The sequence below is a fragment of the Janthinobacterium aestuarii genome (assembly GCF_046113285.1).
Taxonomy (GTDB): domain Bacteria; phylum Pseudomonadota; class Gammaproteobacteria; order Burkholderiales; family Burkholderiaceae_D; genus Janthinobacterium.
Genome location: NZ_CP142524.1, coordinates 3,272,943 through 3,285,826, shown reverse-complemented (window position 1 = coordinate 3,285,826; position 12,884 = coordinate 3,272,943). Strand labels below are relative to the sequence as shown.

Here is a 12,884-nt window from a genome sequence, read left to right as displayed (position 1 = left end):
CCCTGTCGCAGTACTGGAAGCGGCGGATTGTTTGGTGCCTGGTGCGGGTTTTTCCCTCCGCCGGGTAGACCAGGTCCATCGTCCTGTTTTCAGTGCTTTTACAGATGAATATGCGAGCGAGTGAAGCTGGACCCATGTCTTGCGCCAGTGATGGCGCAAGGGGTCGGGTCTTCTTTTCTCGCACCAACAGTGTTTATTTTTTGGACGATTTTTTACATGGCAACTGCAGTCGAAACCTTGGGCAAACTCGAACGTCGTATCACGATCTCCTTCCCGCTGACGGACGTCCGCACGGAAGTTGAGAAGCGCCTGAAAGTGCAAGCCCGTACGGCTAAGGCACCGGGCTTCCGTCCGGGCAAAGTGCCGTTGAAAATGGTCGCAGCACAATACGGCTACCAAATTGAATCCGAAGTGCTGAATGACAAAGTCGGCCGCGCGTTCAACGACGCCGCCAACGAAAACAATCTGCGCGTGGCCGGTTTCCCGAACATCGTGCCGAAAGAAGAAGCCGCCGAAGGCCAGCTGGCTTTCGACGCCACGTTCGAAGTGTATCCGGAAGTCGCCATCGGCGACCTGACGGCCGTTGAAATCGAAACCGTGCAAGCCGACGTGTCGGAAGCCGAAATCGACAAGACCATCGACATCCTGCGCAAGCAGCGCGTGCACTTCCACACCAAGGGCGAAGCTGGCGAACACGGCGACGGCGGTGAGGCTATCGCTGCCAACGGCGACCGCGTGACCGTTGACTTCGTCGGCTCGATCGACGGCGTTGAATTCCCAGGCGGCAAAGCTGAAGGCTACGCTTTCGTGCTGGGCGAAGGCCGCATGCTGCCGGAATTCGAAGCAGCGACCCTGGGCCTGAAAGTGGGCGAGTCGAAGACTTTCCCGTTGTCGTTCCCAGAGGACTACCACGGTAAAGACGTGGCCGGCAAAACCGCTTCGTTCACCATCACGCTGCAAAAGCTGGAATGGGCGCACCTGCCGGAAGTCGATGCCGAATTCGCCAAATCGCTGGGCGTTGCCGATGGCGACCTGGCCAAAATGCGCGAAGACATCAAAGTCAACCTGCAGCGCGAAGTCGCTGGCCGCGTAAAAGCACGCAACAAGGAAGCCGTCATGGACGCGCTGATCAAAGTTGCTGAGCTGGAAGTGCCAAAAACGCTGATCGCTCAGGATTCCGAGCGCCTGGCCGAAATGACCCGCCAGGACATGGCGCAGCGCGGCATGAACGTCAAGGACGTGCCTTTCCCAGCAGAACTGTTCGCGGAAAAAGCCGAGCGTCGCGTACGCCTGGGCCTGATCCTGTCGCAACTGGTGGGCGATAACAACCTGCAGGCTACGCCTGAGCAAGTCAAGGCGCAGATCGAAGACTTCGCCCAAAGCTACGAAGATCCACGCGAAGTGCTGAAGTACTACTACAGCGACCGTCGTCGTCTGGGTGAGATCGAAGCCCTTGTATTGGAAGAAAACGTCGTCACTTACGTGTTGGGCCTGTCGAAAGTCACGACGAAAGCAGTTGCTTTCGACGAACTGATGGGAAGCAACGCACAAGCGTAAACCAGTTGGTATCCGGATGCCGCTCCCGGCCGTCAGGCCGGGGCGGCGCCCTCTAACTGCTTCACAAGGAAATGAAATGACAGGTATGAACCGTAATCCGGCGCTGGACACAGAGATGCTCGGCCTGGTGCCGATGGTGGTGGAACAAAGCGGTCGCGGCGAGCGCTCGTATGATATTTACTCGCGCCTGCTGAAGGAACGCTTGATTTTCATGGTCGGCCCGGTCAATGACCAGATGGCCAACCTGGTTGTCGCCCAGCTGCTGTTCCTGGAAAGCGAAAATCCGGAAAAGGAAATCTCGCTCTACATCAACTCGCCAGGTGGTTCGGTCTCGGCCGGCATGGCCATCTACGACACCATGCAGTTCATCAAGCCGGACGTCTCGACCCTGTGCACGGGCATGGCTGCTTCGATGGGCGCTTTCCTGCTGGCCGCTGGCGCCAAGGGCAAGCGTTTCTCGCTGCCGAACTCGCGCATCATGATTCACCAGCCGTCCGGTGGTTCGCAAGGCATGGCGTCCGACATCGAGATCCAGGCGAAGGAAATCCTTTACCTGCGCACCCGCTTGAACGGCATCATGGCCGAGCGCACGGGCCAGACGATCGAACAGATCGCCAAGGACACCGACCGCGACCGTTTCATGTCCGCCGACGAGGCCGTTGAGTATGGTTTGATCGACAAAGTGTTGACCAGCCGCGCTTGATGAGCCCCTACCGGTATTGCTAAGCAAGTAAGTAAACGCCCGGGCGATCAAACGTTCGGGCGTTTCGCTTTTATTTCGGGTAGCATGGAGCTTGTGCACGTTGTTGACTTGCGCCATGGGTAGCTGCCTTTCCGGCAACTACCGCACTCCGGCTTGCGATTTTGCAATATTGTTAATGCAGTTCCAACCAAAATGCCTTATGTCAGACAAAAAATCCTCTAGCGGCGAAAAATTACTGTATTGCTCGTTCTGCGGCAAAAGCCAGCACGAGGTGAAGAAACTCATCGCCGGCCCGTCCGTATTCATTTGCGACGAGTGCATCGACCTGTGCAACGACATCATCCGTGATGAAACGTCGAGCATCGAGACGGTGACCGGTACCAAATCCGACCTGCCGACGCCGCAAGAAATTGCCGCCTTGCTCGATCAGTACGTGATCGGCCAGCAGACTGCCAAGCGCATCCTGTCGGTGGCGGTGTACAACCATTACAAGCGCCTCAAGCACCTGGGCAAGAAAGACGACATCGAACTGGCCAAGAGCAACATCTTGCTGGTCGGTCCTACCGGCTCGGGCAAGACCCTGCTGGCACAGACCCTGGCGCGCATGCTCAACGTGCCGTTCGTGATCGCCGACGCCACCACGCTGACCGAAGCCGGTTACGTGGGCGAGGACGTGGAAAACATCATCCAGAAGCTGCTGCAAAGCTGCAACTATGACGTCGAGAAAGCCCAGCGCGGCATCGTCTACATCGATGAAATCGACAAGATTTCGCGCAAGTCCGACAATCCGTCCATCACGCGCGACGTGTCGGGCGAGGGCGTGCAGCAAGCCTTGTTGAAACTCATCGAAGGCACGATGGCTTCCGTGCCGCCACAAGGCGGCCGCAAGCATCCGAACCAGGATTTCGTGCAGATCGACACGACCAACATCATGTTCATCTGCGGCGGCGCCTTTGACGGCCTGTCGAAAGTGATCGCCAACCGTTCCGAAAAGAGCGGCATCGGCTTCTCGGCCACGGTGCGCAGCAAGTCGCAAAGCTCGGCCAGCGAACTGATGTTGCAAGCGGAGCCGGAAGATCTGGTCAAGTTCGGCCTGATCCCGGAACTGGTCGGCCGTCTGCCCGTCATCGCCACCCTGGCGGAATTGACGGAGGAGGCGCTGATCCAGATCCTCGTCGAGCCGAAGAATGCGCTGATCAAGCAGTATTCGAAGCTGCTCGAGATGGAAGGCGCGGAACTGGAGATTCGTCCGGCCGCCCTGCATGCGATCGCCAAGAAGGCGCTGGCGCGCAAGACCGGCGCCCGTGGCCTGCGTTCCATCCTGGAACATGCTTTGCTGGACGTCATGTACGAACTGCCGAGCGAACAAAATGTGGTGAAGGTCGTCATCGACGAAAATACCATCACCAGTGGCGCCAAACCTTTGTTGATTTATCAAGAGACTGCCAAGGCCTCCGGAGAAAATTGATTACTGCCGAGACAAATGCATAAAAAGGATTTTGATTCCTTAATGCATGGCAGTACAATTTAAATCAATGAGTGCAGGCTTCAATCGGAAAGCCACTCGCGGCGCTTAGCTGCGCGTGGCTTTTTTACTGTGAAAACTGCATTTATTACCGTCATGCGGGTGTGTTTTGCGAAATAGACAGAAAAATGTTTGTTTCACAGAATTATTTATTCTCGCCGGTCTTGTGTTTTGGCAGCGAGCGCCAACATCGTAAACACGCTTTCTATAAGGTACGCCATGACAACTTCCAAATTAACTGAGCAAACTCAACTGCCGTTATTGCCGTTGCGGGATGTCGTCGTTTTCCCGCATATGGTGATACCGCTGTTCGTTGGCCGTCCAAAGTCGATCAAGGCGCTGGAAGCTGCGATGGAGCAGGGCAAGAGCATCATGCTTGCCGCTCAAAAAGCAGCCGCGAAGGACGAGCCGTCTCCTTCGGATATCTATGAAATTGGCTGTGTTGCCAATATTCTGCAAATGCTGAAGCTGCCCGATGGCACCGTCAAGGTGCTGGTCGAAGGCGCGCAGCGTGCCCGTATCAACCACATCAGCGATGCGCCGACGCACTTCATCGCCGACCTGACGCCGCTCGAGTCCGAGCCTGGCGACGAGTCGGAAGTCGAAGCCATGCGCCGCGCGATCGTGCAGCAGTTCGACCAGTACGTCAAACTGAACAAAAAGATCCCGCCGGAAATCCTGGCATCCTTGTCGGGCATCGACGATGCCGGCCGTCTGGCCGACACGGTGGCCGCGCATCTGCCCCTGAAACTGGAGCAAAAACAAGTCATCCTGGAAATTTTCAGCGTGGCCAAGCGCCTCGAGCACCTGCTGGGCCAGCTCGAAGGCGAGCTCGACATCCTGCAGGTGGAAAAACGCATCCGCGGCAGAGTCAAGCGCCAGATGGAAAAGTCGCAGCGCGAGTACTATCTGAACGAGCAGGTCAAGGCGATCCAGAAAGAACTGGGCGAGGGCGAAGATGGCGCCGACCTCGACGAGCTGGAGAAAAAAGTCGCTTCGGCCAAGATGCCGAAGGAAGCGCTCGACAAGGCCACCAACGAGTTGAAAAAGCTCAAGCTGATGTCGCCGATGTCGGCCGAAGCCACCGTTGTGCGCAACTACATCGACACCCTCGTCAACTTGCCTTGGAAAAAGAAATCCAAGGTCAATAACGACCTGTCGAATGCGGAAAAAGTGCTCGAAGGCGACCATTACGGCCTCGACAAGGTCAAGGAACGCATCCTGGAATACCTCGCGGTGCAACAGCGCGTCGACAAGCTCAAAGCGCCTATCCTGTGCTTCGTCGGTCCTCCGGGCGTGGGCAAGACCTCGCTGGGCCAGTCCATCGCCCGCGCGACGAACCGCAAGTTCGTGCGCATGGCCCTGGGCGGCGTGCGCGACGAAGCCGAGATCCGCGGCCATCGCCGCACCTACATCGGCTCGATGCCGGGCAAGATCCTGCAATCGCTGTCGAAAGTCGGCGTGCGCAATCCTTTGTTCCTGCTCGATGAAGTCGACAAGATGGGCGCCGATTTCCGTGGCGATCCTTCGTCGGCCCTGCTGGAAGTGTTGGACCCGGAACAGAACCACACGTTCTCCGATCATTACATCGAAGTCGATTTCGACCTCTCCGACGTGATGTTCGTGGCCACGTCGAACTCGTACAACATTCCGCCAGCCTTGCTTGACCGCATGGAAGTGATCCGTCTGTCCGGTTACACGGAAGATGAAAAGACCAGCATCGCGCAGCGTTACCTGCTGCCGAAGCAGATCAAGAACAATGGCTTGAAGGAAGAGGAAATCTCGGTGGCCGAGTCGGCCCTGCGCGACATCATCCGCTACTACACGCGGGAAGCCGGTGTGCGTTCGCTCGAGCGTGAAGTGTCGAAGATCTGCCGCAAGGTGGTCAAGATGCTGCTGCTGAAGAAATCCGACAAGAAAGTCATCGTCAACTCGAAGAACCTGGACAAGTTCCTCGGCGTGCGCCGCTATGATTTCGGTGTCGCAGAGAAAGAAAACCAGGTGGGCCAGGTGGTCGGTCTGGCATGGACGGAAGTGGGCGGCGATCTGCTGACCATCGAAGCCGTGTCGATGCCGGGCAAGGGCGGCATCATCCGCACGGGGACCCTGGGCGACGTCATGAAAGAGTCGATCGAGGCAGCCCGCACGGTGGTGCGCAGCCGGGCACAGCGCCTGGGCATCAAGGCGGACGTGTTCGAAAAGAGCGACATCCACATCCACGTGCCGGAAGGCGCGACACCGAAGGATGGTCCTTCGGCTGGCGCGGCCATGACGGTGGCGATGGTGTCGGTCTTCACGGGCATTCCCGTGCGCGCCGACGTGGCGATGACGGGCGAGATCACCTTGCGCGGCGAAGTATTGCCGATCGGCGGCCTGAAGGAAAAGCTGCTGGCAGCCCATCGCGGCGGCATCAAGACGGTCCTGATTCCAGAGCAAAACGTGAAAGACCTGGCCGACATTCCGGACAACGTCAAGAACAAGCTGGAGATCGTACCGGTGCGCTGGATCGACAAAGTGCTGGAAATCGCCCTCGAACGCATGCCTGAAGCGTTGGCGGACGTCGCTGCGGTGGAGGCTGTCACGGCCGCCGCGGCCAAGCCTGACGCGGCCGGCGAGGTAGTAAAACACTAACGTTTTACCCCTGTTTTCCCCAAACAAGCGCTTTTAGAGCGCTTGTTTTATATTGAAACGTGAATTGCGCCCCCAAAGCGCTTGACACATATACAGTGTGGCTTGTTTAATACGCCTGCACATTTTTTTCGCCGGACAGCTGTGGTGCCAAAAGTGCCGCAACGATACGGTAAACGTTTTATACCTTTGTAATTGGGGATGCTAGTGAACAAGACTGAATTGATCGACCACATTGCTGAAAAAGCTGACATTTCCAAAGCCGCCGCTGCGCGCGCACTCGACGCTGTTATCGGCGGCGTGACGGAAACTTTGAAAAACAACGACAGCGTAACGCTGGTTGGTTTTGGCACTTTCTCGGTCAGCGAACGCGCTGAACGTACCGGCCGCAATCCGCGTACCAAAGAAGCGATCACGATCGAAGCAGCAAAAGTTCCAAAATTTAAAGCTGGTAAAGCTTTGAAGGATGCTGTAAACTAACGGACTTCGGTGAGGTGACAATCACCGGAAACATTTGGCGGCGCCTTCGGGTGCCGCGATTTCAAGGTTGACGTTCTGCGAATTGCAGCCTTGAATGCAAATGCAAGCAGTACTGTGTATTTTTCGGAGTGGTAGTTCAGTTGGTTAGAATGCCGGCCTGTCACGTCGGAGGTCGCGGGTTCGAGTCCCGTCCGCTCCGCCAAAAAAATACGCTCTTAAGGAGTGGTAGTTCAGTTGGTTAGAATACCGGCCTGTCACGTCGGGGGTCGCGGGTTCGAGTCCCGTCCGCTCCGCCAGAATATAGAAGCCCGCGCTGCTGAATAAGTAGCGCGGGTTTTTCTTTTTCAGCGCCAGATTATCTCGGTGCGACGTCTTTTAGAATCCCTTCCTGCCGTTTTGAATAAAACGCACCTCGATTTAAATCCGCTTTAAGCTGCGCCCGGTTTAATGCCTGCCCTGGCGCCTTGCCGTTCAGGCGGTGCCAGGGCAGGGCGCGCGCCCTGATTTACCCTTGCTATAGCGCTATGGGCATTGTAGAATCAGGAGATAATGGCTTGGGCGTCAGAATCCTGCTTTAGTTCCAGCGCCAAGTTGTTGAATCTAAAGGGGAAGTGGACATCTGTCCCGTCCATTCCGCCGAAGAAATCAAGGCGAACGCATGTTCGCCTTTTTTTATAGTGATCCACTCATCCCGAATTGGCTGACCATGTTTGAATTTATTCGTACCCATCGACGCTTGATGCAGTTTCTTCTGATGCTGGTCATCGTCCCGTCTTTTGCACTGGTCGGTATCAGCGGCTACCAAAGCTTCGGCGATGGCGCGAACACCATCGCCAAGGTCGGCGACCAGGTCGTTACGCAGCAGCAATATGAAGAAGCGCAACGCCAGCAGATCGACCGCTACCGCCAGATGATGGGCGAGCAGTTCGACCAGAAAATGTTTGACACGCCGGAAGCCCGCAAGAGCATCCTCGACAACCTGATCGCCGAGCGCGCCGTGGCCGCCGAAGTGGGCCGTAGCCGCCTGGTCATCAGCGATGCCGTGCTGCAAAAGGAAGTGCTGGAAATTCCAGGCTTGACCTTGCCGGACGGTAAATTCGACCTGGAACGCTACAAGGCCATGCTGGCCGCCCAAGGCATGTCCCCACAGCAATACGATGCGCGCCGCCGCAGCGACCTGGCCCTGCAGCAACTAGTCGGCGCCGTGCAAGGCACGGCCTTCGCCCCGAACACCGTGTCCAAGCGCCTGTCCGACATCACCTCGGAAGAGCGTGAAGTGCAGGAACTGCTGTTGCCGATCGCCCAGTACGTGCCGGAAGTCAAAGTGACGGACGCCATGATCAAGGCCTTCTATGACAAGAACAGCAAGTTCTTCGAAATCCCGGAACAAGCCAAGATCGAATACGTCGTGCTCGACGACAGCGCTGCGGGCGAGCAAGTCGACGTCAACGACGCTGACGTGACTGCCTACTACGCGAAGAACCAGAAAGCCTACACGACGCCAGAGGCGCGTCAGGCCAGCCACATCCTGGTCGCCGTCAAGAAAGACGCATCGGCCGCCGACAAGGCCGCCGCCAAGGCCAAGGCCGAAGCGATCCTGGCGGAAGTACGCAAGGCGCCTGCCAGCTTCGCCGCCGTGGCGAAAGCCAAGTCGGAAGATCCGGCATCCGCCGAACAGGGCGGCGATCTGGGCGTGATCGGCAAGGATGGCTTGCCGGCACCGCTGCTGAGCGCTGTAAGCAAGCTCAAGCAAGGCGAAATCAGCGACGTCGTCGCTTCCGATTTCGGCTACCACATCCTGACGATCACCTCGCTCAAGCCGCAGCACGTGCGTGCGCTCGATGAAGTACGCGGCGAAATCACGGCCGACCTGCGCAAGCAATTTGCTGCCAAGAAATACTCGGAAATGGCGGAAACGTTCACCAACACGGTCTACGAGCAATCGGACAGCCTGAAACCGGTGGCCGACAAGCTGAAGCTGAAAGTGGAAACCGCCGCCAACCTGTCGCGCACGCCGTCGCCGGCACTGGGCAAGGCGCCGTTCAACAACGCCAAGTTCCTCACCGCCATCTTCTCGAACGATTCGCTGAAAGACAAGCGCAACACGGAAGCCGTCACCGTCGCACCGAACGTGCTGATCGCCGGCCGCGTGGTGGAATTCAAGCCCGCCTCGAAGCGTCCGCTGGCCGAAGTCGAAGCGATGATCCGTCAGCGCGTGACCATGGAAGAAGCGGAAAAGTTGGCCAAGAAAGCGGGCGAGACCAAGCTCGCCGCCTTGAAAGCCTCGGGTGATGCGAGCGGTTTCGGCGCGGCGCAATGGGTGTCGCGCAGCAAGCTGGACGGTATCAACCGCGCCGCCATCGCGCAAGTCATGAAGGCGGACACGAGCAAGCTGCCAGCGTACGTGGGCGTGGACTTGCCAGCCCTGGGTTACGGCATCTACCGCATCGCCAAGGTGCAGCAGCCGGCGCAAGTGGACGCGGCGCGCCGCCAGCAAGAGAAAGACCAGATCAGCGGCATCCTGGCGCAACAGGAAATGTTCGACTACGTCGAATACCTGAAAGCCAAGGCCAAGGTGAAGATCGTCAAACCGGTCACCGCGCCAGCGGCCCCAGCGCCGGCACCGTAAGATTTAGTTTCCACGCATAAAAATAGCCGCTCTCAAGCGGCTATTTTTTTGTCTGTGAGTCGGGAACTTTATTTAACCCACCGGCGTAAGACTGGGGTCGGACCCTCAGGGTCCGACCCCGGCAGTTCGGCCTTCGGGGTGAAAATTGAGTGAGCTTATGAACCGGCTTACTTCGCCCCCAGCAACGGCGCCAGCCGCGGCCAGATATTTTTCAAAATGGTCGGATGCGCCTTGGCATTCGGGTGCATGCGGTCGGCCTGGAACAGCTGCGGCTGGTCGGCGATGCCCTCGAACATGAAGGGCACGAGCGGCGCCTTCCATTCCTTGGCCAGCTTGCCGTACACGCCATAAAACTGCTCGCCGTAAGCGCGGCCATAGTTGGGCGGCATGCGCATACCCACCAGCACCACCTGCGCGCCCGATTTTTTTGCCGCCTCGCCCATGGCGCGCAGGTTCGCTTCGGCGGCCGCCACGGGCAAGCCGCGCAAGCCGTCGTTGGCGCCCAGTTCGATCAGCACGACGTCGGGCTGGTGCTTGGCCAGCAGCGAGGGCAGGCGGGCGCGGCCGCCGCTGGTGGTCTCGCCGCTGATGCTGGCGTTGACGATGCGCGTGTCGTTCTTTTGCGCTTGCAGCCGCTGTTCCAGCAGCGCCACCCAGCCAGTACCGCGTGCCAGCCCATACTCGGCCGAGAGACTATCGCCGAGCACCAGCAGCGTTTTTGGTGCAGAATAGGCGTTCGTCATGCCTGAGGCCAGGAGCAGGGCTGCCGCAGGAAGCAGGGACAGCGTGCGCCGCCGCAGGCGGTTGCCGCCCTTGACACTTATTTGTTCACGAAATTTTTTAAGATAGATCAGCATGCCCGAATTCCCTAAAGCGACTTCCACCAGTTTTCTCCCGTCCGACGCGGCGGCCCAGCGGCCTGCCGCACTCAACAGTCAAAACAGCCAAAATGCCCGGCCGGCCATCGAAGTGGTCCAGCTGGCCAAGCGCGTACCCGATGCCGATGGTGAGCTGACCATCCTGCATCAAGTCGATTTTACCGTGCAAACGGCGGAGACGCTGGCCATCGTCGGCGCCTCCGGGTCCGGCAAGTCCACCTTGCTGGGCTTGCTGGCCGGGCTGGACACGCCCAGCGACGGCAAGGTGGTACTCGACGGTACCGATATCTTCGCCCTCGACGAAGATGGCCGCGCCGGTTTCCGCAAGGAAAAGCTCGGTTTCGTGTTCCAATCGTTTCAGCTGCTGGCCCACCTGACGGCGCTGGAAAACGTCATGCTGCCGCTGGAATTGCGGGGCGACCCCGATGCGAAGGAAAAGGCGCAAGCCATGCTGGGCAGAGTCAACCTGGGCAGCCGCCTGAAACACTATCCGAAATACCTGTCCGGCGGCGAGCAGCAGCGCGTGGCGCTGGCCCGCGCCTTCGTCACGGAACCGCCGCTGCTGTTCGCCGATGAACCCACGGGCAGCCTGGACGCCGCCACGGGCGAGGCCGTGATCCGGCTGATGTTCGAGTTGAACCGTGAACGGGGTTCAACCCTGGTGCTCGTCACGCACGACAGCTCAATTGCGGCCCGTTGCGGCCGCACCATCACGATTGCGGCGGGCAGGCTGGTGTGATTGCTGGTGGTGATTGTCGGATTACGCGCTGCGCGCTAATCCGACCTACCCGACTTCCGGGCCGTAGGTTGGATTAGCGCAGCGTAATCCAACACCACCGCACCGCCTACCTATGCCGACAAGGCATTGATCAAGCTGCGTATCGCCGGGATCAATTCCCCCGCCGTCAAGCCGATGGGGCCGCTGCCTGCCGCCACCAGCGCATCGGCCGCCGCCCCGTGCAGCCAGACGGCGCCGAGCGCCGCTTCCCATTCCGGCCAGCCTTGCGCCAGCAGGCTGCCGCACAGGCCGGACAGCACGTCGCCCGTGCCGGCCGTGGCCAGCGCGGGGCCGCCCGTGTTGTTGACGACCACCTGGCCATCGGGCGCGGCGATCACCGTGCCCGACCCTTTCAATACGACGATCACGCCCAGCTGCGCCGCCAGCTGGCGCGCCGCGCCCAGGCGGTCGGCCTGCACCTCGGCTACCGTCATGTCGAGCAGGCGCGCCGCTTCCAGCGGATGCGGCGTCAATATCGTCGCGCCCGCGCCCGTGCGCACGGCCAGCGCCGATTGCAGCTCCGGCTCGGCCGCCATCAGGTTCAGCGCATCGGCATCGAGCAGCAGCGGGCTGTCGCTGTCAATGGCGCGCTGCAGCAGTTCCACCGTATCGGCATCGTCGCCCAGGCCCGGACCCGCCACCAGCGCGGCAAAGTGCAGGCCCGAGAAATCCACGTCCTGGGCGCGGCGGCACATCAGCTCCGGCTGGCCGCTGTCGAAGGCGGGCGGCGCGTCGGGAAAGGCGATGTAGACTCTTCCCGCGCCCGCATGCAGGGCCGTGCGGGCCGCCAGGATGGGCGCGCCGGCCATGCCTTGCGCGCCCCCGATGACGGCCACGCTGCCGTAGCTGCCCTTGTGCGTATTTTGCCGGCGCGGCTGCAACTGGCGCGCGAACAGGTGCAGGCCGCCCAGCTGGGCCCTGGCTTCGGGCAGCAGCGATGGGTCGATGGCCAGCGCCGCCACTTCCACTTCGCCCGCGTAGTCGCGGCCATTCGCCGTGTGCAGGCCCGGCTTGTCGCCGATGAAGGTGACCGTGTGCGTGGCGCGGATGGCGACGCCGTCGATGGCGCCCGTGTCCGCATGCAGGCCGCTGGGCACGTCGAGGGCCAGCACCGGGCAATCGAGATTGTTGACGAGCTGCGCCATGTCGCGGCATTCGCCTTCCAGGGGGCGCGACGCGCCGATGCCGAACAGGCCATCGATGACCAGGTGCCACGGCGCGGCGCCCACGGCGGCCGAGGCCATGGACGTCGCCGCATCCATGAAGCGCGCGGCACTGTTGCGGGCGCGGTTCAGGGCCTGTTCGCGTTCGGGCGACGTGGCCGCTGCTTCGGGCGCCAGCCATATCAGCACCTCGGTGCCACTGGCGGCCAGGTGCGCGGCCGCTTCCAGCGCGTCGCCGCCATTGTCGCCGGGGCCGGCCAGCACCAGCACGCGCCGGTGGCCCGCCTCGTCGCCATCCTCCTGGGCGTGCAGCAGCTTCAGGGCGGCGCTGGCGGCGGCCTGGCCCGCGCGCTGCATCAGCAGCCCTTGCGGCAGGTCGCGCAGGGCCGCTTGTTCGATGGCGCGCAGTTCGGCGATGGAGTACAGCGCAAGGGTGCTACCGGCAAAGTCGATCGGGGTCATGGGGTGTTCCGTTAGTCAGCATGCCTTCAACATAAGGCCGAAGCGGGCGAAAGGCAAGGCGCGCACGCCTGAAACGCGTCC

At 60.2% G+C, this 12,884-nt stretch carries 9 protein-coding genes and 2 tRNA genes; 9 read left to right on the top strand and 2 right to left on the bottom strand.

What is annotated here, in order from left to right; all coding sequences use genetic code 11:
- Positions 1-216 precede the first annotated feature (216 nt).
- The 8 genes from tig to OX462_RS14780 all read left to right on the top strand — a co-directional run bounded on the left by tig (position 217) and on the right by OX462_RS14780 (position 9,522).
- On the top strand, positions 217-1,557 hold the full coding sequence (gene tig, locus OX462_RS14815; RefSeq protein ID WP_046685568.1) for a trigger factor: 1,341 nt from the start codon (positions 217-219) through the stop codon (positions 1,555-1,557).
- An 85-nt stretch (positions 1,558-1,642) separates the two neighbouring features.
- Positions 1,643-2,260 carry an ATP-dependent Clp endopeptidase proteolytic subunit ClpP gene (gene clpP, locus OX462_RS14810; protein ID WP_369811567.1) on the top strand — a complete coding sequence of 206 codons (618 nt, stop codon included), beginning with the start codon at positions 1,643-1,645 and terminating at the stop codon, positions 2,258-2,260.
- A gap of 199 nt (positions 2,261-2,459) precedes the next feature.
- Positions 2,460-3,728: an ATP-dependent Clp protease ATP-binding subunit ClpX gene (clpX, locus tag OX462_RS14805; RefSeq protein WP_010398446.1), complete on the top strand. Its 1,269-nt coding sequence runs from the start codon at positions 2,460-2,462 to the stop codon at positions 3,726-3,728.
- A gap of 276 nt (positions 3,729-4,004) precedes the next feature.
- Positions 4,005-6,416 (top strand): endopeptidase La, encoded by a 2,412-nt coding sequence (lon, locus tag OX462_RS14800; RefSeq protein WP_034751007.1) that lies wholly within the window; start codon positions 4,005-4,007, stop codon positions 6,414-6,416.
- A 204-nt stretch (positions 6,417-6,620) separates the two neighbouring features.
- Positions 6,621-6,893 (top strand): non-specific DNA-binding protein Hbs, encoded by a 273-nt coding sequence (locus OX462_RS14795; protein ID WP_010398442.1) that lies wholly within the window; start codon positions 6,621-6,623, stop codon positions 6,891-6,893.
- 125 nt (positions 6,894-7,018) lie between these two features.
- A tRNA-Asp gene (locus tag OX462_RS14790) sits at positions 7,019-7,095 on the top strand.
- A 17-nt stretch (positions 7,096-7,112) separates the two neighbouring features.
- Positions 7,113-7,189 (top strand) — tRNA-Asp (locus OX462_RS14785).
- Positions 7,190-7,599: 410 nt separating this feature from the next.
- On the top strand, positions 7,600-9,522 hold the full coding sequence (locus tag OX462_RS14780; RefSeq protein ID WP_409026414.1) for a SurA N-terminal domain-containing protein: 1,923 nt from the start codon (positions 7,600-7,602) through the stop codon (positions 9,520-9,522).
- Between the two features lie 167 nt (positions 9,523-9,689).
- On the opposite strand, the gene OX462_RS14775 is transcribed toward OX462_RS14780, so the two are convergent.
- The gene (locus OX462_RS14775; protein ID WP_409026413.1) at positions 9,690-10,379 is read right to left on the bottom strand and encodes an arylesterase; all 690 of its coding nucleotides are present in this window, start codon (positions 10,377-10,379) and stop codon (positions 9,690-9,692) included.
- Here OX462_RS14775 and OX462_RS14770 point away from each other — a divergent pair.
- The gene (locus tag OX462_RS14770; protein ID WP_409026412.1) at positions 10,378-11,139 is read left to right on the top strand and encodes an ABC transporter ATP-binding protein; all 762 of its coding nucleotides are present in this window, start codon (positions 10,378-10,380) and stop codon (positions 11,137-11,139) included. The genes OX462_RS14775 and OX462_RS14770 overlap by 2 nt on opposite strands.
- A 110-nt stretch (positions 11,140-11,249) precedes the next feature.
- On the opposite strand, the gene OX462_RS14765 is transcribed toward OX462_RS14770, so the two are convergent.
- The gene (locus OX462_RS14765; protein WP_409026411.1) at positions 11,250-12,803 is read right to left on the bottom strand and encodes an NAD(P)H-hydrate dehydratase; all 1,554 of its coding nucleotides are present in this window, start codon (positions 12,801-12,803) and stop codon (positions 11,250-11,252) included.
- Positions 12,804-12,884: the final 81 nt, after the last annotated feature.

Excerpts from the sequence above, each read along its gene's own strand:
- tig (WP_046685568.1), top strand. The coding sequence starts at position 217 with ATGGCAACTGCAGTCGAAACCTTGGGCAAACTCGAACGTCGTATCACG.
- clpP (WP_369811567.1), top strand. The coding sequence starts at position 1,643 with ATGAACCGTAATCCGGCGCTGGACACAGAGATGCTCGGCCTGGTGCCG.
- clpX (WP_010398446.1), top strand. The coding sequence starts at position 2,460 with ATGTCAGACAAAAAATCCTCTAGCGGCGAAAAATTACTGTATTGCTCG.
- lon (WP_034751007.1), top strand. The coding sequence starts at position 4,005 with ATGACAACTTCCAAATTAACTGAGCAAACTCAACTGCCGTTATTGCCG.
- OX462_RS14780 (WP_409026414.1), top strand. The coding sequence starts at position 7,600 with ATGTTTGAATTTATTCGTACCCATCGACGCTTGATGCAGTTTCTTCTG.
- OX462_RS14770 (WP_409026412.1), top strand. The coding sequence starts at position 10,378 with ATGCCCGAATTCCCTAAAGCGACTTCCACCAGTTTTCTCCCGTCCGAC.
- OX462_RS14775 (WP_409026413.1), bottom strand. The coding sequence starts at position 10,379 with ATGCTGATCTATCTTAAAAAATTTCGTGAACAAATAAGTGTCAAGGGC.
- OX462_RS14765 (WP_409026411.1), bottom strand. The coding sequence starts at position 12,803 with ATGACCCCGATCGACTTTGCCGGTAGCACCCTTGCGCTGTACTCCATC.